General features: G+C 55.3%; 20 protein-coding genes and 1 tRNA gene. 12 read left to right on the top strand and 9 right to left on the bottom strand.

Features of this window, described 5'->3' with window-relative positions; translation table 11 throughout:
• The 5 genes from JW885_13275 to JW885_13255 all read right to left on the bottom strand — a co-directional run.
• A partial coding sequence (locus JW885_13275) for an FAD-dependent oxidoreductase (protein MBN1883134.1) occupies positions 1 to 209 on the bottom strand: 209 nt, incomplete at its 3' end.
• Positions 210 to 301: 92 nt separating this feature from the next.
• The gene (locus JW885_13270; GenBank protein ID MBN1883133.1) at positions 302 to 991 is read right to left on the bottom strand and encodes a MerR family transcriptional regulator; all 690 of its coding nucleotides are present in this window, start codon (positions 989 to 991) and stop codon (positions 302 to 304) included.
• Between the two features lie 290 nt (positions 992 to 1,281).
• Positions 1,282 to 2,919 carry an NAD(P)/FAD-dependent oxidoreductase gene (locus tag JW885_13265; protein ID MBN1883132.1) on the bottom strand — a complete coding sequence of 546 codons (1,638 nt, stop codon included), beginning with the start codon at positions 2,917 to 2,919 and terminating at the stop codon, positions 1,282 to 1,284.
• Positions 2,920 to 3,114: 195 nt separating this feature from the next.
• Positions 3,115 to 3,504, bottom strand: a complete 390-nt coding sequence (locus JW885_13260; GenBank protein ID MBN1883131.1) for a cytochrome c3 family protein — start codon at positions 3,502 to 3,504, stop codon at positions 3,115 to 3,117.
• Positions 3,505 to 3,514: 10 nt separating this feature from the next.
• Complete coding sequence (locus JW885_13255) at positions 3,515 to 5,131, bottom strand: NAD(P)/FAD-dependent oxidoreductase (GenBank protein MBN1883130.1); 1,617 nt, start codon at positions 5,129 to 5,131, stop codon at positions 3,515 to 3,517.
• A gap of 296 nt (positions 5,132 to 5,427) precedes the next feature.
• Between JW885_13255 and JW885_13250 the strand changes: the two genes are divergently transcribed.
• A complete protein-coding gene (locus JW885_13250) occupies positions 5,428 to 5,856 on the top strand; it encodes a hypothetical protein (protein ID MBN1883129.1) in 429 nt (142 codons plus the stop codon).
• A gap of 35 nt (positions 5,857 to 5,891) precedes the next feature.
• Here JW885_13250 and JW885_13245 read toward each other — a convergent pair whose 3' ends face one another.
• Both JW885_13245 and JW885_13240 read right to left on the bottom strand, forming a co-directional pair.
• Positions 5,892 to 6,905 carry a Gfo/Idh/MocA family oxidoreductase gene (locus tag JW885_13245; protein ID MBN1883128.1) on the bottom strand — a complete coding sequence of 338 codons (1,014 nt, stop codon included), beginning with the start codon at positions 6,903 to 6,905 and terminating at the stop codon, positions 5,892 to 5,894.
• A gap of 50 nt (positions 6,906 to 6,955) precedes the next feature.
• Positions 6,956 to 8,119: an NAD(P)/FAD-dependent oxidoreductase gene (locus JW885_13240; GenBank protein MBN1883127.1), complete on the bottom strand. Its 1,164-nt coding sequence runs from the start codon at positions 8,117 to 8,119 to the stop codon at positions 6,956 to 6,958.
• Between the two features lie 222 nt (positions 8,120 to 8,341).
• Here JW885_13240 and JW885_13235 point away from each other — a divergent pair, with 222 nt between their 5' ends.
• Positions 8,342 to 9,106, top strand: coding sequence for a glucose 1-dehydrogenase (locus tag JW885_13235; GenBank protein ID MBN1883126.1), 765 nt, complete (start codon positions 8,342 to 8,344; stop codon positions 9,104 to 9,106).
• 9 nt (positions 9,107 to 9,115) lie between these two features.
• Here the strand turns inward: JW885_13235 and JW885_13230 are convergent, their stop codons facing one another.
• Positions 9,116 to 10,216: a KamA family radical SAM protein gene (locus JW885_13230; protein MBN1883125.1), complete on the bottom strand. Its 1,101-nt coding sequence runs from the start codon at positions 10,214 to 10,216 to the stop codon at positions 9,116 to 9,118.
• A 350-nt stretch (positions 10,217 to 10,566) separates the two neighbouring features.
• Here JW885_13230 and JW885_13225 point away from each other — a divergent pair.
• The 3 genes from JW885_13225 (at position 10,567) to JW885_13215 (ending at position 13,651) form a co-directional block, all read left to right on the top strand.
• A tRNA-Val gene (locus JW885_13225) sits at positions 10,567 to 10,642 on the top strand.
• Positions 10,643 to 10,804: 162 nt separating this feature from the next.
• A complete protein-coding gene (locus tag JW885_13220) occupies positions 10,805 to 11,638 on the top strand; it encodes a class I SAM-dependent methyltransferase (GenBank protein ID MBN1883124.1) in 834 nt (277 codons plus the stop codon).
• A gap of 339 nt (positions 11,639 to 11,977) precedes the next feature.
• Positions 11,978 to 13,651, top strand: a complete 1,674-nt coding sequence (locus JW885_13215) for a long-chain fatty acid--CoA ligase (GenBank protein ID MBN1883123.1) — start codon at positions 11,978 to 11,980, stop codon at positions 13,649 to 13,651.
• Positions 13,652 to 13,737: 86 nt separating this feature from the next.
• Here the strand turns inward: JW885_13215 and JW885_13210 are convergent, their stop codons facing one another.
• Complete coding sequence (locus JW885_13210; GenBank protein MBN1883122.1) at positions 13,738 to 14,727, bottom strand: nitronate monooxygenase; 990 nt, start codon at positions 14,725 to 14,727, stop codon at positions 13,738 to 13,740.
• A gap of 611 nt (positions 14,728 to 15,338) precedes the next feature.
• On the opposite strand from JW885_13210, the gene JW885_13205 reads away from it, so the two are divergent.
• The 7 genes from JW885_13205 (at position 15,339) to JW885_13175 (ending at position 21,575) form a co-directional block, all read left to right on the top strand.
• On the top strand, positions 15,339 to 16,307 hold the full coding sequence (locus JW885_13205) for a 3-keto-5-aminohexanoate cleavage protein (protein ID MBN1883121.1): 969 nt from the start codon (positions 15,339 to 15,341) through the stop codon (positions 16,305 to 16,307).
• An 84-nt stretch (positions 16,308 to 16,391) separates the two neighbouring features.
• Positions 16,392 to 16,850 carry a Zn-ribbon domain-containing OB-fold protein gene (locus JW885_13200; protein MBN1883120.1) on the top strand — a complete coding sequence of 153 codons (459 nt, stop codon included), beginning with the start codon at positions 16,392 to 16,394 and terminating at the stop codon, positions 16,848 to 16,850.
• A gap of 21 nt (positions 16,851 to 16,871) precedes the next feature.
• Positions 16,872 to 18,008 carry a thiolase family protein gene (locus JW885_13195; GenBank protein MBN1883119.1) on the top strand — a complete coding sequence of 379 codons (1,137 nt, stop codon included), beginning with the start codon at positions 16,872 to 16,874 and terminating at the stop codon, positions 18,006 to 18,008.
• An 11-nt stretch (positions 18,009 to 18,019) separates the two neighbouring features.
• On the top strand, positions 18,020 to 19,213 hold the full coding sequence (locus JW885_13190) for a thiolase family protein (GenBank protein MBN1883118.1): 1,194 nt from the start codon (positions 18,020 to 18,022) through the stop codon (positions 19,211 to 19,213).
• Between the two features lie 61 nt (positions 19,214 to 19,274).
• Complete coding sequence (locus tag JW885_13185; GenBank protein ID MBN1883117.1) at positions 19,275 to 19,715, top strand: Zn-ribbon domain-containing OB-fold protein; 441 nt, start codon at positions 19,275 to 19,277, stop codon at positions 19,713 to 19,715.
• Between the two features lie 220 nt (positions 19,716 to 19,935).
• Entirely contained in the window at positions 19,936 to 20,391 is a 456-nt protein-coding gene (locus JW885_13180) for a MaoC family dehydratase N-terminal domain-containing protein (GenBank protein MBN1883116.1), read from the top strand.
• 26 nt (positions 20,392 to 20,417) lie between these two features.
• Positions 20,418 to 21,575, top strand: a complete 1,158-nt coding sequence (locus JW885_13175) for an acyl-CoA dehydrogenase family protein (protein ID MBN1883115.1) — start codon at positions 20,418 to 20,420, stop codon at positions 21,573 to 21,575.
• Positions 21,576 to 21,702 lie beyond the last annotated feature (127 nt).

The raw sequence follows: 21,702 nt of genomic DNA, 5'->3' as shown, positions 1-21,702 counted from the left end.
GTCTCGAAGGTAAAGTCTCCCCGGGTGAAGTTCGTGGTACAGCCGCCCACCTTGTGGTGCTGTTCAAGCACCAGCACCTTCAGCCCGCTGGCGGCCAGGTGCGCCCCGGCGGAGAGTCCGCCCATGCCGGCGCCGATGATGATAACGTCATAATCCGCTTCATGGGTCGGCGGTTTTGGCCCCCCGCAGCCGAATGTTGCCAGGAACATACCGGCAACAGTTATTGCAAGAAGCGCGGTGATAAATCGCTTGTGTGGTTTCATGGCTTCCTCCTTATGAAAGAATGTGTGATTTGAGCGATTTATTGTTTTCCCTGATTTTCGATCATCTTTTTCACACGGTTTTGAAAGAGACGCCGCATGATGTAGCTTCTCATCTCGTCGGATCGCTCGGATAGAATCGTCGTGATCTTGATGTTCTCCGTGGTTGATTTTCCCTTGACAAGCTTCTTTCTGAGCTGTATCTCCTCCTCGACGATCTGTTTCCCCATCTCGACGTAAAAACCCATGTCCCGGATATCGACTCCCAGTTCCAAGCAGCCCTGGGAGATCAGGCGGGCAAACGTCAGGTCCTCTTCGTTATAGGGGCGCTTGCTTCCCCTATTGAAGGGAATGAGTAATCCCATCTCTTCCATGGTATTCAGAAGATTAGAATCAATCTCTGCGGCCTTGAGAAACTCCTCGCGGGAAAAGAATGTATGGGCTCCTCCAAGCTTCGACCCGAAAATCGCGTCCTCCAGGGTGAGGAGGCCGTTGAGATTGGCCCCCTTGTCTATGCTCTTGAGGATGTTTTTTATCACCGACAGCGGGTAGTATTTGTTCTCTTGAAGATTGCGCACCAGGGCGATGCGGTCGATGCATGATTCGTCGTAATAGGCCATGGATTTGTTTATTTTCTCCGGCTTGGGCAGAAGTCCCTCCTTGACGTAATAGCGGATCGTCGATTGGGGGACGCCGGTGATTTTTTCCAGTTCGCTGATTTTAAGGGGCATAATGAGCCATGATGGTTAGGTGTGAAGATTAAAGTGATACTTCGAAATGTATCATAGTAAAAAAACGACTATTCTGTCAAGTCATTTTAAGGCCAATATATCGGAGGGAACAGTCATGATGTTCTCGGGGCATATAAATATATTCGAAAAGGACGGAGAGACACCGGCGACAAGAAAAGCATCGCCCCGATTCCCCGTTTTTGTGAAAGGCGATGGAATCGGGACGATTGCTGATGTGTCTGTCCGGGCTTTTCGGGAATATACAACCCCCGAAGGGCCATAGAAGCCGCCTATTCGATTCCCTCCATATCCATGATCAAGCGGGCCGCCCGCCAGCCGTTGACCTGTCCGGCGCTGACGCCGTGCCAACCCTGGGTCCAGTTGCTGGAGATGAAGAGATTATCGATGGGGGTGTCATTGGGGATCTTTTCCCACTGATCGGGGGACATGTAGAACCCGTAGATGATACCCTCACGGTTCTTGGTAAACTCGTTGATGGTCACCGGAGTGAATATCTCCATCTCCTCGATGATTCCGGGATCACCAAGCTCGGGGATGATATCCGCTGCGGTTTCGATCATCTCCCGGCCGATCTCCTCCTTCATCGCCTGGTATTCGTCTGGATCCTTGGGCCAGATGTTGTAGTCGCTGTATGCCATCAGTACGACGGTGCTCTTTCCGGGCGGTGCATAGATCGGGTCGCCGTAGTTGGAGTAGATGGTGATGACAACGCCGACCTCGGCTATGTCGCCGCTCATCCAGCTGTTGTAGATGACCGTGCTGTCCATGGTCTTGTTGTAGAATATCTCGGTGTCGTGATAGCCCATGGCCGCGAGATCCACGTTGAGTCCCATGTAGACGCCGCAAATAGAGTTGGAGACCTTGAGGCTCTTGATACGGTCCACGTAATCGGTTGGGAAGTTCTCCTCTCCCACCAGGGTGAAGACCATCTGGAAGGGATCGGTGTTGCAGATGACATATCGGCCGGTATAGACGTCCCCGTATTCGGTGACCACACCCTTCGCCATGCCGTCCTCGATGATGATCTCGGTGACGAGCTTTCCGGTGAGCACCGTTCCCCCCAGCTCTTCGATGCGCTCGGCGTAAGCGTTCGACAGGGCCTGAGACGTGCCTGTAACGTGGCAGACGCCGTCGGACATGAAGACACCCATGGCCGCCATATGGAGAAGCGCCGTCTGATCGGGCACAGGACCCGTGTAGTAGAGCCACAGCTGGCTGACCACCGCCTTGATGTCTTCATCGGTGAAACACTCGTCCATCAGGTCCTGGAGGGTCTTGTCACCGGACCAGGTCATGAGGGTCTTGTGCTTGAGGGGCACAGACAGCTTGAGTTTGAGGGCCTTGAATCCGGTGTAGCGAAACAGGTTCTTGATGTCAAGGATGTCGCTGTAGAGGGTGGCGCAGAGGGTGTGAAATTTCTCAATGCCTTCCGCCTCTTCGGGCCATTGCTCCAGGAGGGCATTGTCCCATGCCTCCCAGTTCTCGCTGGGCATCGTGATGTCTATATCGCCGGGATAGATGGAGCGGTAAAATTCCGGCAGCTCGTACACTTCCACCTTCTCGCCCACGCCGCATATTTCCAAAAGCTTGAAAAGACCACCGCCGCTCCTTCCGGGAACGCCGCCGGCCATTTCGTGCAGGGCGACATCGAAAACAAAATCCCCTCGGGTGAAGTTTGTGGTACAGCCGCCCACCTTGTGATGTTGTTCAAGGAGCAGCACTTTCAGACCGTTGGACGCAAGATGCGCCCCGGCGGAAAGCCCCGCCATCCCGCCGCCGACGATGATGACATCGTATTCGGCGTCAAAGGTGGGAACGGTTTTTTTCCCGCATCCCCAGATTCCCAGGAGGGAGACGGCTGAGACGAGACATATCGTCACAATCCACCACTTCCGTCTCGTATTCATAATTGCACTCCTTTGATTCGCATGCTTGACTCGGTCGTCGGACACCGGCATTGTGTGGTGCACAAAACGTTGTGACATCGTGTTTCCGTGATACATACCGGCGTTCCGCACATCTCGAACAAATTGTTGAGCCGATCTTGTGTATGCAAATGGAGGCCCCTGCGTTCCCGCAGGGGCCTGTTCAGACGATATCGTCTATGGTCGCTGTTTGTGGCAGCCGAGACATTCGGTCGGCGGACTCTGGCCTTCGGCGATCTTATCCATATGGCACAGCACGCAGTTTCGATGCATTGCGTCCTTGAATGTGATTTCGGCGTCCATGTTATGACAGGATCCGCATGTCGGCGGCACACCGGAGACGAAGTCCTCGTCGTTGGTGTGATGGCAGGTCACGCAGCTGATGTCGTAGTTGGCCTGGTGATTCTGATGGTCGAATTCCACCGGCAGATAGCGCAGCGTCGCCTTTGTGGTATCGTCGATATAAATGACATCCGGGCCGTATTCCTGGCAGAGAGCGATGAGCCCCGCACAGGCAAAAAAGAGTACCGACGTTGTTACAATACACAGTAGTTTTTTCCTCTTCATCAGTTTCCTCCTATTCGATGCCTTCAACGTCCATGATTAATCGTGCAGCCATCCAGCCGTTGACCTGGGCCGGCCCCACACCATGCCACGCCTTCGTCCAGTTTCCCGCGATGTATATGTTATCGATGGGCGTGCTATTGGGTATTTTTTCCCAGTGTTCCAGGTCGGTGTAAAAACCGTACGGGATGCCGTGGTAATTTTTGGTGAATTCGGCGATCGTCACCGGCGTCATGACTTCCATGACTTCGATGTTTGTGGGATCGGCCAGCTCCGGTATGACGTTCGCCGCCAGCTCCAGCATCTCCCATGCCTTTTCATCCTTCATCTTCTGATACTCCTCGGGGTCCTTGGGCCAGGAGTCGTAGTCGGAGTATTCCAGCACCGCAACCACCGATTTTCCGGGCGGGGCGTAGATCGGGTCGCCGTAGTTGCTGTACACGGTAATGGAGACCATGCCCTCGGCGAAATTGGCGCTCATCATATTGTCGTAGAGCACTTCCGTGTCGGTGGTGGTGTTATAGAAGGTTTCGGTGTCGTTGTAGCCCAGCGCCTTCAGGTCGATGTTCAGGCCCAGATAGGTGACGAAGAGGGAGTTGGCTATCTTCATCCCGGCGATCTTTTCGACGTATTTCGCCGGGAGGTTCTCTTCGCCGATGAGGGTGTAGATCATCTGGAAGGGGTCTGTGTTGCAGAGAACATAGCGGCCGGTATAGACATCACCGTATTCGGTGACGACGCCCTTGGCAATGCCGTCCTCGATGATGATCTCGGTGACGAGTTTTCCGGTGAGCACCGTTCCTCCCATCTCCTCAATACGCTCGGCATATGCGTTCGAAAGCACCTGGGAGGTACCCATAACGTGCTTGACGCCGCTGGACAAAAAGACTTCCGTGGCCGCCAGGGTCAGAAGCGACGTCTGGTCCGGCACCGGGGCGCCGTAGTAGACCCAGAGCTGGTAGACAACCGCCTTGAGGTACTCGTCGGTAAAGCACTCATCCATCAACTCCTCAAGGGTCCGCTTGCTCCAGGTTAAGAGAGACTTGTGCTTGAAGGGGACGGACATCTTTTTGGTGAAGGCCTCAAATCCGCTGTAACGAAAGAGCTGGCTGACACCCATGATATCCGCGTACACCGTGGTGCACAGATCATGAAACTTGTCGATGCCTTCGGCTTCTTCCGGCCACTGTTCCTTGAGGGTATTGTCCCATCCCTCCCAGTCGGTGGGCATGGTGATATCCACTCCAGGGTCCCCCGGATAGATGGAGCGGTAGAAATCGGGAAGGTCATAGATTTCCACCTTGTCCCGGACGCCGCACAGCTCCATCAGCTTCAGTGTGCCTCCGCCCGACATCTCGTGCAAAGCCACCTCGAACGTATAATCGTCGCGAGTGAAGTTCGTGGTACAACCGCCCACCTTGTGATGCTGTTCCAGCACCAGCACCTTCAGTCCGTTGGACGCCAGGTGCGCTCCGGCGGAGAGGCCTCCCAAGCCGGCGCCGATGATGATCACGTCGTATTCCGCCTCATGGGTGGGCGGGGTCTTTTTTCCGCAGCCTGCGGCAAACAGGAATGCGAAGGCGACGACGAGGGCGATGGCAGCACGATATCGATTGTTTCTTTTTCTCATGCTTCCCTCCAAAAAAATAATACCGTATATGAGGTGCGACTGTAAAAAACCGCACATACTTGAAGCTTAAAGTGAAACTTGAAGACGCCTCCAGTGTATTGAAACGAGAAAAAAAGTCAAGAATTTTCGAAACATCCCTGAAAGAAAATTGCTGCCAATTTATATGAGGGTATGCGGTGAGTATGATACAATGGGGGCGGTTTCAAAGATACTTTTTTTAAGCTGAGCGGCATGATGCCGGAAGTTGTCGCCTTTTTTACATCGGTGTCGCCCGTCGGCTCGGGAGAACGGATGCGGTGAGATACGACGGATCGATCGGTATTGAAAACGACGCCCCGGGAAACGGCCTTGCACAGCTTTTAGAGGCGTACCTCTTCTGGGTGCTGTTGCAGGGAAAGGGGAGGGAGAGGGAGCTGAGGGATCTGAACTTGACGGTGGGGATCGACATCACCGACAGCGATACAAGCGTCACCGTCCGCTTCACGGGAGAAAGGGTACATATTACAAACGGTATGGATGAACGCAGTGACGTGGCGATGCGGACCACCGCCGCCCGTGCCCTGTCTTTTTCCGGCGTGGTGTTTTCCGGGGATCTAATCGGGTATCTCACCGAGGGGAGGAGAAACGCCCTGGACGCCCTGTCCTCGGGCGAGCTGGAGATATCGGGACTGGTGGCGAACCTGCCCCGGGTGATTCGACTCCTGAAGGCCGTCTCGAGGCCCTGAGTCGTCGGCGGCGGAGGCAACACCGCGACGAGCCGTTACCGATCGAGGGTCTCCACCTCTCCGCCGTTCTTCAGGGAGCGCTCCCCCGCCTCCAGCACCCTCACCACCGCCAGCCCCTCCTCGGGGCCCGAGAGCGGATTACTCATCTCACGAACGCAGGATGCGAAATGCTTCATCTCCTTGACCAGCGGCTCCGTGCCGGGCACCAGGGGAATTGTGATGTCGCCGTGCCTGACGAGAATCGCCTCCCCGAAGTCGGCGGTCGGCTTGACGTCCGCGCCCTTGTTGTAAATACGGATTTTCTCGTTCGCCTGCATGTCGTCGAACACCAGCATTTTTTTTGATCCCACCACCACGAGCTTTCGCTCCTTGTGCGGGTCGAGCCACGATACGTGTATCTGGGCCATACACCCGTTCGGATAATCGAGATTGCAGAAGACGACGTCCTCGATCCCCTTTCTCAAAAATGAGCTTCCGTGGGCCGAAATCCGGTGAGGGAGATCCTTCATGAAGTGGTTGACCAGCGAGATATCGTGGGGCGCCAGGGACCACAGGGCGTTTTCATCATCCCGTACCACGCCCAGATTGATGCGCTTCGAGTATATATAGTGAATGTCACCCAGTTCCCCGCTGTCGATGATCGTTTTTGTCAGCTCCACCGCCGGATGGTAGATCAGGAGGTGTCCCACCATCAGAGGAATTCGTTTCGCCCGAGAGATATCGACCAGTTCCTCGGCGTCCGAGACCGACAGGGCCATGGGCTTTTCCACGAATACCGGCATATCAAGATCAAGGAACGTGCGGGCAAGCTTTGCGTGGGTGGAGGAAGGGGTTGCGACGACCGCGGCGTCCACCTCGCATTCCGAGATGAGGGCGTCGACCGTCTCAAAGGGTGTGATGTGCGGATTTCGCCTTAGAGCGGCGTCGAGCCGCGCCGCATTCTGATCGCACACGGCGACAAGCGTTACCTCATCGAGGCGCTCCAGCGCATTGAGTATGTTCGATCCCCATCCACCGAGACCGATAAGAGCCATTCGTGTCTGTTTCATATCGTGTCCTTTTTTCGCAAAAAAGGCGCCTGCATGTTTCGGGAAAAAGGTTATTGCTCCGTGCCGGTGAGCCGCGCCAGCACCGAGAAGACCGTATCGAGTCGCTGGGCGTCGTTGAGGCGAAACAGGATGCTCCGCACACGACCCACCGCCCGTTGATACGAAGCGATGGCCCGGACGGACTCGTGAGAGCGGATGGACGACTCCATCGTGTGCATTGTCTGTTCCGTCCATTCGGCCCTTTCTTTGGCGAATCTGGCGGCCAGGCGTCCCGTGTGATACCCGATGAGGAAGGAGGATACGATGCCGCAGCCGCCCTTCTGTTCCACCTGTCCCGCCGCATCCCCGGTCAACACCAGGCCCGGGAACGGGACAAAACGGGGGACGAACCCCCCCATTGGGATCGAGGTGGAAAGGCTGTATACGGGGCGGGCGTCCCTGATCCTTTCGGTGAAGACCGGGTGGAATGACGCAAAGGAATCGAACAGGCGCGCCATGTAGTGTTGATCGTAGGCGCCGGTGCTGTCTTTCATGTAGTTTGTGAAAACCAAAAGGCCAGCCTCGGCGAGGTCCTGTGTCCTGGGAAAGAGAAATCCCATGCCGATCGGTTCGTCCCGATAGATGTGAAAAAAGAATTCCAGCCGATTGTCGGGCATGGAAACGCCGCTCATCAGGTATTTGATGGCGGGAAGGTTGATGTTTGTCCGGTCGATCCCGACGATATCCCCGGTTATGCCGTTACAGCCGTCGGCGCCGATGACTACCGGAGAGGTGATCCGCTCGGGCCCGCCGCCGTTTTGCACGATTATACCGCGTACGTTTTCACCTTCCCGTATCAGGTCGATCACCCGTGTCTCGGTGGTGATGGAAAGACCTTTTTTACGGGCGATGTCCGTCATGTCGGACATGAAGTCGCTCCAGCTGAAAATGATGTTCGGGTCGGACGAGGACTTGTCGATATAATACCGATCGGTGGAGGAGTAGTACCGCCGGCGATCGACGCGGTTTATCTCGTGCCGGGAGAAAAAACTGTCTCCCAGGATATCTTCCATCTCCCGGTTGAAATGGATGGTTTCCCCCTTTTTTACCCTCCCCACGTCATCCTGGGCCTCGATGACCTCCACCCGAGCGCCTTCGGAGAGCGCCCCCAGTCCCGCGCCGATGCCTCCGGGGCCCGCTCCGATTACCGCAACATCGACATATGGTTTGTGCATCACATGTCTCCTGTAGAATATATACTGCCAATCATGACATGAATACCAATCGATTTGATTATGTATATACCATCATACCACGAAATGTGACAAGGACAAAAGAGTTGCAAAACGAGGGTGTACGGTTACAATAGAGACGATTATGCTTTCATGAACTGCTGTGAAAGTTCACGTGAGCGGCCCGATCGGGCCGGTTCTCTTGTGCGGGTATGGAGGATGTGTATGTACCTTGAAAAATTTCGCCTGGACGGAAAAACCGCAGTCATCACCGGCGGCAGTCGCGGCATTGGGCGGGAGATCGCCTTGGCCTACGCCGAGGCGGGGGCGAACGTGGTGGTCGCCAGTCGTAAGCTCCCTGATCTTGAGAAGGTGGTTGCTGAGATCACGGACCGGGGAGGGAGAGGCATGGCCGTCGCCGCTCATGCCGGAAGGATGGATGACCTGAAAAATCTAATCGATGAGACGGTCGGCGCCTTCAATGGTGTTGACATCCTCGTCAATAACGCCGCCATCAATCCGGTCTTCGGGCCCGTGGAAAGCATGGACGAGGCGCTGTTCGACAAAATGATCGACGTGAATGTGAAAGCCTGCCTCTTTTTGAGCACAATAGCGCTTCCGAGCATGGAGGAGAAGGGCGGAGGTGTGATCGTCAACATCGCCTCGGTGGAGGGATTCAGCCCGTCTTTCGGTACCGGGGTGTACAATATCACCAAGGCGGCGGTCGTTATGCTCACGAAGGTGCTCGCCGGCGAATGGGCATCGAAAAACATCCGGGTCAACTGCATCGCCCCGGGGCTGATCAAGACGCACTTTTCGGAATTTCTCTGGTCCAACGATCAGCCACGAGAGATTTTCGAAGGGAAATGCCCAATGCGGCGGGTGGGAGAGCCGGACGAAATCGCAGGCCTCGCCCTGTACCTGGCGTCCCCGGCGTCGTCATACACGACGGGGGCGGTATTCGTGGCGGACGGCGGACTTCTGATATAGGGGTGTCTGTCAGTTCGCCTTTTTGAGGGTATCCCGGGCCAGGTAGTCGTCCAGCCAGTAGGCACCGGGATTGCTCTTGAATGACAGTACCCTCCCGATGTCTCTGATATCCGCAGCCTGGTGGTATTTGAAATAGGTCATCCCGCCTGTGACGGCGATCACCTCGAGCTTGCCGGTCATGTGGGACATGGTGAACCGCGCCCGCTTCGCCAGGCCCGATACCATCCCCTTGGCGCCCTCGATAACATGATACGCCTCCTCCACCGGCACGGCGTAGTTCTCGTTGCCCACCACCGGCCTGCACTGAAAGATATAGTAGGGGGGGACGCCGATATAGGAGAGTTTCTTGAACAGCTCGGCCATGGTACGGCTGTCGTCGTTGACGCCCCGGATGATCGGGGTCTGGTTTACCGTGACGGCGCCTGAGCTCCTGAGCATGTACATGGCCTGTACGGCGAGGTCGGTCAGCTCCCGGGGGTGGTTGAAGTGGGTCATGAAGTAGATCCGCCGGTCGCTGAGACTGTACTTGTGGATCATATCGATCAGGCCCGGGTCTTCGATGATGCGATAGGGATAGAATGCGGGCAAACGGGTGCCGATGCGGATGATTTTAACGTGCTCGATCTCCCGAATCTGCTGGATGATATCCTCCAACCTCCCGGTGGACAGCATCAGGGCGTCTCCGCCGGTGAGCAGAACGTTCGTGATCTCCGGGTGCTCCCGGATATAATCCAGTCCGTCGGAGACGTCCCGTTCTATCTCGTTCCCGTCGCCGATGAAGAGGCGTTTTCGAAAACAGAACCGGCACAGTCCCCCGCATGCATCGCTTACCAGGAGCAGGGCGGTTTCACGGTATTTGTGCTGAAGCCCCGGAACCTTGGTGTAGATGTCTTCATGTGAGGCATCGAGGCTCCCCCAGTTGGAGAGCTCGTCGGGGTGGGGAATGATGATGCGCCTGATCGGATCGTTCGGATCGTCGAAATTCACCAGTGAAAGGTAATAGTCGTTGGACAAAAACTCGAACGTATCCGTCACACTTTTCAGTTCGGCCTTTTCATCCGGGGATAATTGGGGGAGTTTCTCGATACTGTGTATAAATTTGTATGGCATGTCTTTGTCTCCCGCTGTTTTTAGGCCAAAGAAACCCACGGCAGAGTCTGGTACATGCGACAATGCCCCGTTTGGGATGGATCAATTTCAGTCAGTGAATAACGTGAGTATGTGACAGAGTCAGCAATGCACCATAAGATACACCCTGTCATATGAGGTATATTTTCCCCTTTTAATATATCAATACCGATATCGGTTTGCAAGGAAAATAGGGGAAAACCGGATGAAAAAAATTGATTACTCACCGATCGCTTACGGAACGGTTCCGATCGAAAATGAAACTGGTCGGAGGAGATTTTATATCTTGACAAATACCGGGTGTTTCGATATGTTTGTCTTTGCACAGTCACAGGCGGTTAACTCAGTGGTTAGAGTGCCATCCTCACACGGTGGAAGTCGCTGGTTCAAATCCAGTACCGCCTACCATGAAAAAAGGACCTGCCGGTTTATCTGAGGTGTGAGCGGAATACCGTGACATCTCAGTAGAGCGGCGGGTTTTTTATGTATCGTTCGTTATTCATTGATATTCAGCTCGCATCACCCGCATAAAAAAACCGACAGACCGCATCACGAGGGAGCCGGGCATCCATGAGCCAAAAGAAGCACACGGCGCGGCCGTCCGTTCGCACCGTCCCCGCAACCTATTTCGACGTTCAGGCCTACTGGGGCGCCACAAAGCATATGGGGGGACGGCGCGCCACCGACGAGCTTATCGGGCTGTGCGGTATCGATGCCGATTCCCTGGTCCTCGAAATCGGATGCGGAGTGGGGGTGACGACGTCGATGCTTGCGGGCCGGATCGGCTGTCGGGTCGTGGCGCTGGATCGAAACCTCATGATGCTCTCACGGGCCGGGGAGCGCGCCCGGCGGGAGGGGGATGATGTGCGGGTGATGTTCGTGTGTGCGGACGCGCGGCATATCCCCTTTCGTGAGGGTGTGTTCGACGTCGTCATGAGCGAGTCGGCAACCACCTTTGTGTCGGAGAAGAGGGAGGCGGTAAGGGACTACGTTCGGGCGACTGTTCCCGGGGGGAGAGTGGGGGTGAACGAGGAGATATGGCACGAGCCGCCCAACGAATCGATGGCGTCGTACGTGGAAGACGTCCTTGAGATTCCATCCGGCATTCCCGATGCGGATGGGTGGATCACGCTGTTGCGGGACGCCGGCCTTTCGAACATCGTCGCCCGCCCCCGGCATTTCAGGATTATCGGTCAGTTTTTGGATGAGCTGGGAAGGTATCGATTCGGCGAGTATCTTTTGAGTCTGGGGAGATTTTTCGCCCTCGTCGTGACGAATCGGGCATTTCGCCGATATATGAGACATACCATGTTCAGGGCCGTGCCGAGGGGAATGTTCCGTCGCCTGGGATACGGTCTCTTTGTGGGTGTGAAGGGGGACGATGCGGCCCGGCAGGGGGGATGAGGGTGGGTGTTGATGGTATCATCAATCGATTTTTTTTAAATAAAATAAGTTGACAGTATTTTAAGACTTTGGTATATCACAAAACAAAAAGCTTAAAGTAAAACTTTATGCTTTGGTTTTGTCGGTGGATCTACCTGCCTATCCATCAATGCATGTATAACCGACTCACCCTGAAATATCATCACAAAGCCTAAAGACGACGCGTCGTTTTCCTCCCGGTCGAATCATCGCCGTACAGTCATCACATCTGAGCCCGTACCGGAGATTGCTCCCGCTTTCTATCGTATGTAACATACGTTGCTTTACATATACAACACAGGGTCAAAAAAGGAGTAATCGATGCAAAAACGCATTTGGCACAAATCATATGCTCCGGGCGTACCGACCAGTCTGGACTACGAAAAAATTACTATTTCACAGGCACTCACCCGTTCGGCGGAAGAGCATCCCAATGCCATCGCTCTCAACTACATGGGGAACAAAATCACCTACCGACAACTCAACGATATGGTCAATCAGTTCTCCAAGGCGTTGAAGGATCTTGGAGTCAAGAAAGGAGATGTGGTGGCGGTCTGTCTTCCGAATCTTCCCCAGACCATCATTACGAATCTGGCCATATTACGCATCGGCGCCGTGACGGCCCAGAACAATCCGCTCTATACCGAGCGGGAACTGGCCTATCAGCTTGATGATTCCGATGCGAAAACCATCGTTACCATGGCGCTTCTCGTCCCCCGTATCGAGAAAATCCAGTCCGAGACGAAAATTGAAAAGATTATTGCCTGCCACATCAACTCGTATCTCCCTTTTCCGATAAGACAGCTCTTCCCCCTCGTGAAAAAGCAGATGTACAGAAAGATTGAAGAGACCGAGAACCTGTATGTCTTCAAGAATCTAATAAAAAAATACTCCACCGAGCCGGTGAAGGACGAGAGCGTATGGGACGAATTGGCAACTCTCATATATACCGGCGGGACGACGGGCGTCAGCAAGGGGGTCATGCTGAGCCACTCGAACCTGAGCAGCAACGTGCAACAGTTTGCAGCCTGGTTCCCCGACCTGAAATCGGGAGAGGAGCGGTTGATCGGAACGTTTCCGGTGTTTCATTCCGCCGGATTCACCGCGATCCAGAACTTTTTTATCTGGAAGGCGTTCGAGCACCTGGTTATCCCCCGGCCGGAGCCGGCCAGCATCATCGATATGATAAAAAAATGGAAGCCGACATTTCTCCCCGGCGCCCCCACCATCTTTGTGGGACTGCTCAATGATCCGGAATTCAGGAAACTCGATTTCAGTTGCCTCAAGGGATTCTTTTCCGGATCCGCGCCCCTGGCTGCGGACACCATCCGCGACCTGCACGAGCTGACCGGCGCCTTCATATGTGAGGTCTACGGATCAACCGAAACGACCCCCATCGCCACCGTCACACCCTGGGGCGGCACCATCAAGCCCGGGACCGTGGGTATCCCCGTGCCCGATACCGATGTCAAGCTTGTGGATCCGGAAACAGGCAAGGACGTCAAGGAGATCGGCGGGGTGGGAGAGATATGCATCAAGGGACCCCAGATAATGATGGGATACCACAAGAAGCCGGAAGAGACAAAAGAGGTGTTGAAAGGTCAATGGTTCCTGACCGGGGACATGGGAACCTTCGACGAAGACGGCTATCTCTCCATTGTGGACCGCAAGAAGGATATGATCATCGCCGGCGGCTATAACATCTATCCGGTGGAGGTGGACGGGGTACTGTATGACCACCCGAAGGTCCTGGAGGCCTGTACCATAGGCGTGCCGGACGAGTATCGCGGAGAAAACGTCAAGGCGTTTATCGTTCTCAAAGAGGGTGAGACAGCCACAGCAGATGATATAAAAAACTACTGCAGGGAAAACCTCGCGGCCTATAAAATCCCCCGCATTGTGGAGTTTGTCGATGAACTTCCGAAGAGCGCGGTTGGGAAGATCCTGAGGAGAAAACTTCGGGACATGGAGCTTGAGAAGATGGGGAAAGCGTAACGGTTCATACGGCGAACAGTATGTAAAAAAAACGCCCGGGGGAATTCCCCCGGGCGTTCTGTTTTCAACTCAACGGGAAAGCTTTCTTACGATACCTTTTTAACGGTATCCTTGAGTACCTCCGCAGCTTCCTTCCCCATTTTTTCCAGAAGCTCCTTGCAGCTCATGACGTCGTTAACCAATCCGACGGACTGACCCACCATCAGCGGGGCGTCTTCCGCGTTTCCCTGCTCCCAGGCGTTCTTGATGCGCTCGCCGGCGATCAGCGGATAGAGCGCCTCGAAACCGGCTCCCTTCTCCTCCAGTTCCAGAACCTCCTCGATGATCTTGTTCTTCAGCGCCCGGCCCTGCAGACCCAGGGATCCGCCCCAGAGGACCGTTTCGAATTCCTGGCGTTTCACCAGTTCCTGGCGAATATTGTCGTGCACTTCGCAATCGGTGGTGGCCACGAATCGGGTCGCCATCATCACGCCATCGGCGCCGAGGGTGAGGGCTGCGGCCAGGGAGCGGCCGTCGGCGATGCCTCCCACCGTTACCACCGGTATTTTTACCGCACTCTTGATCCGGGGTGTCAGGATCATGGTGGTCACGTCGTCGTTGAGGGGGTGTCCGCCCTCTTCGATGCCCGCGGCGTAGATGCCGTCATACCCGGCCTTCTCGGCGTGCACGGCGTGGCGCACCGCGCCCACCTTGTGGAACATCTTGACGTTGCCCTTTTTCAGCACGTCGATAATGTCGGGTCCGATCCCCCGATCGAGGGGTGCGCCGGAAACTTCCATGCCGGCGACTCCCATGTCCGCGCATACCTCGGCGTACATCCGGTGATGACCGGGTGTGATACGCACCGACGGCAGGATCGTCAGTCCCACGAAAAAGGGTTTGTCGGTCAGTTTTTGGGTCTCTTTCACAGCGGCCCGAAAGTCTTCTTCCGTTTCATAGTTGCCTGCGGTAAGGTTGCCCAGTCCCCCGGCGTTGGAGATAGCGGCACACAGCTTCGGGGTGCATAGCCACTGCATAGCGCCGCAGATGACAGGATACTTGACGCCGAACATCTCCGTAATTGCCGTTTTGAACATCATAACCTCCTGAATCTTGGTGATAGATGAGAGTCGTCCGGCGGTTGCCGGAGCGGCTCTGAAGACTATTTCTCTCGGGCGATGGCCCGTTTCCCTACTGATTTCACTCCAAAGCATGAAGTATAACTTCAAGCTTTAACATTTTATAGCAAAGCCTTGAAACTATGTCAATCTTTTTTATTATGTTTCAGGTTTTTCATGTCATTTTTTTCACCGTACATTATATACCATTACAAAAGCCGGTACGAAGAAATTTATATGGTGACAAAAATTTCTTGCAGGTTTGTTTTTTTCATTGTATTTTTTGTGTGGATAGGTTATAAGCTTAAAGTATAAATTTAAGCTTTAAACAAACTTCCCCGCAGGCGGCAAAAGACCGACGCCTAATCATCTTTGAACATCACATCTTATGCTCATACGGTCATTCACCGCACGCCGGGCGTTGCGAAAAGTAAATTACTATATTCTCATCATTTCATGAATTACCTTTCGCTCACCATTCATCGACGCCCCGAGATCACCAAGTGTTTCGTGTCTGTTTCAAGACGGAAACATGCTATAGAGAAGTACAGATATTTTTCCACTCAGATCTATTATCAAAGGAGGTCCACATGAAGCCTGAAGACTATATGTGGGACTATCGCGATCCGTACCAGTGGATGGATCGGACCAGAAGGAGCGCATTTCCCCCGTTGATTATTACCTGCGCCATTACCGGCGGCGTCCAGGGAAAGGAAGCCCACGAGCTCCTTCCCGAAACCGCCGAAGAGCAGGCCGACGCGGTCTACGAGGTCTATAAGGCCGGCGCGGTATCGGTGCATCTGCATGCCAGAGTTCCGGATAACCTTGCCATGACCACCAACAACCCGGATGATTACTCCCGGATAAACAAGCTCATTCGCGAGCGATGCCCGGATATCATCATCAACAACACCACCGGCGGCGGCCCCCATCTCTCCACCGAGGAGCGCATGTGCTGCCTCTATGCGGACCCGGCCCCGGACATGGCCAGTCTGAACCTGGGACCGTTTGTACTGAAGGTCCCCCTGAAGGAACGGGCGGAACCTTTGCTCCATCCCCGTCCCGCGTTCACGTTTGACGCGTGCATTCCCGCAAGTTATGCCGATGTCAACACGTATGCGAAGACCATGAAGGAAAAGGGGATCAAGCCGGAAATCGAGCTGTATCATCCGGGACAGTACTGGGTGATGCAGGACCTGATAATGGAGGGGAATCTGGATGCGCCCTATATGGTGCAGTATGTGATGGGGTTTCAGACCTCGTCGTTCCCGACTCCGGCGAATGTCCTGTCTCTCATCAACGAGCTTCCGCCCCAGTCCATGTTCTCCCTCATCGGTGTGGGTCCGTACCAGTTGCCGATGAATACGCTGGGCATCATCATGGGCGGACATGTACGAGTGGGTATGGAGGATAACCTCTATTACAAAAAGGGTGAGAAGATAAAATCCAACGCGCAGCTTGTGGAACGCGTCAAGCGCATCGCAGAGGAGCTCAATCGCCCGATAGCCACAGTCGCCCAGGCGCGGGAGATGTTGGGACTTCCCCAGATTAAAAAGTAATGGTACCTAACAAAACGGACGATATGCGGGGCCGGCCCAATCGGGCCGCCCCCCGTCTTATCCCGTGCGGAGGAGGAAAGCCCAATGGCCGAATGGTTGGATAAGGTAGAAAACGTATATTTCGAAGGGCGTATTAAGGTTCCCTACAAGTGGTATGTGGGGGAGGTGGGGAGCCGGTTCCTGGTGGCCCTGAGGGATAAGAAAGAACTCTGGGGTACAAAATGCCCCAAGTGCAATAAAGTATATGTACCCCCCCAGAAGAACTGCGGCGAGTGCTTTGTGCCCGCTGACACGTGGGTCCAGGTAAAGGATACCGGTACACTGGAATCCTTTACTGTGGTCAACTATTCCCACAGCATGCAGCCCGATAAGCCCCCATTGATGTACGGACTCATCAAGCTGGACGGAGCCGACGGCTCCATGCTCCATCTTATTGGTGGTGCCGCCCCAAAGGATTTGAAGGTGGGCATGAGGGTCAAAGCGGTGTTTCGTGAGAAGCGAGAAGGGAACATTCTCGATATTTCACATTTCGCCCCGGAATAAAACAAACAAAGGAAAGATACGATGGAAAAGGTAGCCATTGTCGGGGTGGGACAGACCACCTACGAACGGCGTAAAGAGGATACCTTCGACGAGCTGGTTTTTGAGGCGGCCACCAAGGCCCTTGCCGATGCCGGCGGGGAGATCGGTGATATCGACAACATCGTCACCGTCTCCAACGATTTCTGGGACGGCAGAACCATCTCGTCCATGGCCGTCCAGGACGCCGCGGGAAGCTGGGACAAGGACATCTCCACCGTGGAGGGCGACGGAACCTTCGGCGTGCTCTACGGCATGATGCGGGCTTTGTCCGGCTCCTTCGAGACAACCCTGGTGGTGAGCCATATCAAGGGGTCCGAGGCGGTGATGAACCTGATTACCAACGCGATGTTCGATCCGATCTTTCATCGCTCACTGGGTGTCGACGCCACATCATCCGCGGCGCTTCAGGCCCGGATGTATATGGAGAAGGTCAAGGCGACGCAAGAGGATGTCGCCCTGGTGTCGGTGAAGAATCATAAGAACGCCATGAACAATCCGCATGCCCAGCTTCCGATGGAGATAGGTGTGGACGACGTGATGAAGTCGAAGATGCTCGCCGATCCCCTGAAGCTGTTGGACTGCTCGCCCATAAGCGACGGCGCCGCTGCGGTGGTTCTTGCCACGGAGAAGGGCGCCAAACGATTCAAGAAGAGCCCGGTCTGGATCAAGGGTGTGGGACATATATCCGACGCCTATACCCTGGGATATCGTGACCTGGCGAATTCCCGGGCCCTGGATGCGGCGGCGAAAAAAGCCTACAAGATGGCCGGTGTCAAGAATCCCCTGAAGGACCTGGACGTGGTTGAGCTGTACGATGCCTATTCGTACATGGAGCCGTTGTGGTACGAAGGACTGGGTATTGCAAAAGAGGGCAAGGGTGTGGAGCTGTTGAAGTCAGGCACCACAGCCATGGACGGTGACCTGCCGGTCAACCCGTCGGGCGGCGTCATCTCGGCCCACCCGGTGTTGGTGGCGGGCATGACACGGATCGTCGAGTCTGTTCTGCAGCTTCGAGGGGAGGCGGAGAAGCGTCAGGTAAAGGGCGCCAAGACCGCCCTGGCCCACGGCATCAACGGCGCCTGCGGTCAGTCTCACTGCGTGTTCGTCATGGGCGTGTAAGGGAGGATGTCATGGGAAAAAAAGTAGCGATTGTAGGTTTCGGCCAGACGTATCAGCGCAGCTCCAGAAAGGATGTAAACGGCGTTGAGCTGATCAACGAGGCGGTTCATACCGCCCTGAGCGATGCCGAACTGACCATAAATGATATAGATGCTATCGTTATCGGCAACATGGATCACTTTGAAGGGGTCAATTATGTCGATTGCTGGAGCGCTGAAGGCTCCGGCGCGGTGATGAAGCCGATTTTCAAGCTTACCACCGGCGGCACAACCGGCACAACGGTTGCCATGTGCGGCTATTATCATGTCGCCTCCGGGATGTTCGATCGGGTTCTCGCCATCGGGTGGGAAAAGAATTCCGAATCCGACACCACCGGCGCCATCGTTACCGCATTCAATCCTGTCTGGGAGCGCACGAGGTTCGGCGGGGCCATTGCCGGCCTGGCGGTTGAGGCGAGCAAGTACATGGATAATTACGGCGTAACGGAAAGGGACGGCGCCCGGGTGGCGGTGCGTGAGCGGCTCCATGCACTGAACAATCCCTATTCCCAGCTCCATCAGGAATGGATGAAGGGAATGGAGGTGGATCAGATCGTGGACCTCCTGGTGACCAGCGAGCAGAATCAGATGCTGGCCTATCCCCTCAGGATGAGCGATATGTGTCCCCGGACGGATGGGGCGGCGGCGGTGATCTTCGCCTCGGAGGATGTGGCGGAAAAGATCGCCCCGACACCGGCATGGGTGGTCTCCACGCACAACCGTCACAATTACGTCTTCCTGGGAGATATCAACTGGGATCGAAACGACACCCTGGAAACAGCGGCGAAGAAGGTGTTCGAAGATGCAGGCATCAAGGAGCCGCTCAAGGAAATTGACGTGTGTGAGCTGTATATGCCCTATTCATATGCCGGGCTGAAGTGGATGGAGTCCATCGGTTTCTGTGGGCCCGGCGAGGGGCCGAAGCTGGTATGGGACGGCGTGACCGATATGGACGGCGAGTTGCCGGTGAATCCATCCGGCGGCGTGATGAGCTCCAATCCCATCGGCGCCACCGCAATCATCCGCGTGGGAGAGGGGGCGTTGCAGATCATGGGCAAGGCAGGGGATCGCCAGGTTCAGAAGGACGTCAACTATGCCCTATGCACAGGGTTCGGCGGCTGCAACTGGGCCGACGTGATGCTGTTAGGTAAAAAGAAACCGTCGTAATGGACGTTTTTGACGGGAGATAATCATGACCCAGAAAAACGAAGGAGTCGAGCTTTTAACCATAGAGTCCGGCGAGGCATTTCAGCCCTTCAACTGGAGTGTCGGCCGGCACGGCTCGATGTTCCTGAAAGAGCTGAAGGATAACAAGGCGTTTTACGGCGTGAAGTGCCCAAAGTGCGGGAGGGTCTACGTACCGCCCAGAAAGGTCTGCGGCAGGTGTTACGTGGCGATGGATGAGCGGGTGAAGGTGTCCGATGAGGGCGAGGTCGTCGTCTGCACCATCATCCAGTTCGGCTTCGTGGACCCGAGCACCGGGTATCAGCAGCCGGTTCCCTACGGATACGCCTTCATCAGGCTGGACGGCGCCGATACGCTGCTCCCCTTCTTCCTGGACAGCACCGATCCTAAAAAAGTGAGGGTCGGCGCCCGGGTGAAGGCCGTGTTCGAGGAAAAGCGAACAGGCAGCATAGCGGATATTAAACATTTTGAAATTCTCGACTGAGAGTGACACTGAAGACCGGGGGGGCGTTGGTACTTCGAAACAAGGCGGGCGGTTTCGTCTGTCAATCGGGATGGAGGGATGACGGGAAGGCGAAAAAGGTGAGAAGGGAAGGGGACGGGTGTAAGAGAGGGGTGGGATGGATATAAGGAGTATCCTACTGCCGTAGTTTTTTCATTCCCCCGGTCTTTCATTACAATCATCACACGAAAGAGACTGTGATATGGAAAAGGTATTCTTTGAGGATTACCAGACAGGTGAAACTCTGGTATCCCCCGGCAGGACAATCACGGAGACCGATATCGTGATGTTCGCCGGGATCACCGGCGACTGGCATCCCATCCACACCAACGTGGAGTACGCCGCCAAGACTATGTTCGGCGAGCGCATCGCGCACGGTATGCTTGGGCTCACCATCGGTTCCGCCCTCGTGTTTCGCCTGGGTCCGTATGTCTTTACTCCGAAAAAATTCATCGCCTTTTACGGCATGGATAAAATCCGGTTTACCGCGCCCATCAAGATCGGTGACACAATCAGGTGCGAGGCCACAGTGGCCGAGATGAAAGAGCGGGACGAGCATACCGGCACCATTGCCTACGACGGCCGGATCAAGAATCAGCGGGACGAGGACTGCGTGATTTTCACTCCAAAGATACTGGTGGGCAGGAAAACCGAATAACGAAAAACCATTTATCGGGGATCAGGATGAATTTTGATTTGACCGACGAGCAGCGCATGCTCAAGGAGTCGGTGGCCAAGTTTGTGGACAAGGAAGTCATCCCCCGGGCGCCGGACGTCGATCAGGACGGCATCTTCCCGGAGGAGAATTTTCGCGGGATGGCGGAGCTCGGATTGTTCGGCATTTCCATCCCGGAGGAATACGGCGGTATCGGCGCCGACCTCCTTTCATGTGTGCTGGTGATGGAAGAGCTGGGCCGGGGGTGCGCCTCCACGGCGAACACCTACGGTTCCCATGCGGTGCTGTGCACGGAGAATATCTTCAGAAACGGGAATGAACAGCAGCGGAAGAAATACCTGCCGGACCTCATTGAGGGGAAGAAGATAGGCTTTATCGCCATCACCGAGCCGGAGGCGGGGTCCGATGCTCTCTCCATGCGTTCCCGGGCGGTAAAGAAGGGTGACAAATACATCATCAACGGCACCAAGATGTTCATCACCAACGGGCCGGTGGCGGATGTGGGCGTGGTCTATGCAAAGACCGATCCGGACGCCGGACACCGGGGTATCTCCGCCTTCATCGTCGAGAAGGACTTTCCCGGATTTTCTACCGGCAAGACCCTCAAGAAGATGGGGGTCAAAGGATCGCCGACAGGCGAGCTGGTGTTCGAGGACATGGAAGTGCCCGCGGAAAATCTTCTGGGAGAGGAAAACAAGGGCATCAAGGTGTTGATGAACGGCCTGGACCGGGAGCGTATCGTCTATTCCGTTACCCCCATCGGCGTGGCTCAGGGAGCCTTCGATGTGGCGTTTAAGTATGCCCAGGAGCGGGTTCAGTTCGGTACTCCCATTGTCAACTTCCAGATGGTCCAGGAGATGATCGCCGACATGGCCACGGATCTCCAGATTGGCCGCCTGGCCTGTTACTGGGCCGCCGCCCTGGCAGACAGCAAGGGTTCGGGGAGCGAAGTCCGGCTGGCCGCATCCTACGCAAAGCTCTTCGGTTCCCAGGTGGGCATGAGGGTGGTGGACAAGGCCACCCAGGTGCTCGGCGGCTACGGCTTCATCAGCGAATTCCCGGTGGAGCGGATGTATCGAGACATGAAGGGGATCGAGTTCGGAGCGGGAACCACCCAGATACAGAAGCTCATCATCGTCCGTGAGCTGTTGCGGAATGTGACATAGGATCGATCGGGGGGGGCGGAAAGGGAGGCGCAAGGGAAGGCAAAGAGGGAGGGGAAGGGGAGAGCGAAGGGAAGGGGAGAGCGAAGGGAAGGGGAGAGCGAAGGGAAGGGGAGAGCGAAGGGAAGGG

It is taken from the genome of Candidatus Zymogenaceae bacterium (genome assembly GCA_016931225.1).
Taxonomy (GTDB): domain Bacteria; phylum Desulfobacterota; class Zymogenia; order Zymogenales; family Zymogenaceae; genus JAFGFE01.
Note: the sequence above shows the minus strand (reverse complement) of the source record. Positions and strands in the feature narration are given on the sequence as shown.